Below are 1348 nucleotides of genomic sequence, written 5' to 3'. Positions count from 1 at the left end.
CAGCGCGCATTCTCTCGCCCCCGAATCAACACGTAGGCAAGAGAATCACGTGGCGCTATTTAGGTACAGACCCTAGTGCGCGCAAGCGCTCGTCAGCCCAGATGGCAATTGATGAGGGCGCGCCGCCTGTGTTCGATGGGACGGACCAGATGGTCGATCGCCGACGCCTAAGCTATGAAGAGCTGCCTGCCAGTTGTGCGCTAATGGCCCGCAACCCGACGCGTCCACACGATTATCAAGCGACGGCAGGCACTGCACTTTTCAATTCGGCTCGCTCCACGGCCAGCGGGCGGTGCTCGACGACATGGAATGGCTGGGCGACGAGCATATCGGGCGAATTACGCCCTCCTGTTACAGGAGTTGAAGAGGGACATTCCGGATCTGGCGGCCCGGACTCGTTCGTGGAGTTCGTGACAACCCATGTGCTGCGCTACACTATCCTTCCGCTTTCATTATTATTCCCGAGCAGGCAACCGCCCATAATGCCATTTGTTGCATTAGCAGCCCAGTTGTTCGCAAACAAATCATCGACATCCTTGCTCGGGAGCCCCCCACCGGGATTCGCCGCTTGTTGAACAAAGGCTTGCGCCAGCGAGTGCCGAAACGCAGAGATGCTTTCCGCATCCATGGGCGAGATCTCGCAGACCAAAGCTTTACTGTCGGCATCCATTAAGACCTGTGGACCAAAAGCAGTACCGCTCGGGTTTGACGCCATAATCAACGTGAAGCTAATTTTGACCCCGGCCGAGGTCGTAAAACTATGAGATGCCAAAGAAACTAGCCTCTGCATCAGCATCGAACCGACAGGCGCCTCCGCACGGAGAGCCGGACCATTCTGCCGGAACGATCTTGCAGGAGCGAACGACGCCACTCGAGGCCCTTTGTCTGCTCTCCTCTTTAGAACGTCTTCGTCGGGATAATTTGACGGCTCGTCACTGCTCAGCGTCATCGATCGATAGCGCAGACGCGAGGGCGCTGGAAGAATCACAGGAGCCAATACAGCGTTGCACGGTGCACCCGCATTAGCCCCATTGAAGCTGAACAGATCCGCACCCCGCTCAAAGAGCTCCCCTCGTATGGGCTGGTTGTCACTGAAAAGATGGAGGGCTTGGCATTCCGACTGAAAATTATCAACAAGTAGGATGGAAGAAACAATCAGCATCCCGGCACAATCACTCCGATAGCCGGAGCGTTTTGCCATGGCTCCGCGGTTGCTCACCACCAGCAAAAGCAAGGCCGCAAGCACGCTCACGAAGTACAAAAACACCAGCCTAGTCCCCGGAATCAGAGCTGAGTGATACGGCGGCCTTTGAAACGGCGTTGACGGACCTTTTTCTTGGTCCAGACG

1 protein-coding gene is annotated in these 1348 nt (G+C 56.4%); it reads right to left on the bottom strand.

The window, feature by feature from the left end:
* Positions 1-430 precede the first annotated feature (430 nt).
* A partial coding sequence (locus IF809_RS38530) for a hypothetical protein (RefSeq protein ID WP_249152441.1) occupies positions 431-1348 on the bottom strand: 918 nt, incomplete at its 5' end.

It is taken from the genome of Bradyrhizobium sp. UFLA06-24 (assembly GCF_054967145.1).
This window is presented reverse-complemented; position numbering and strand designations above follow the sequence as displayed.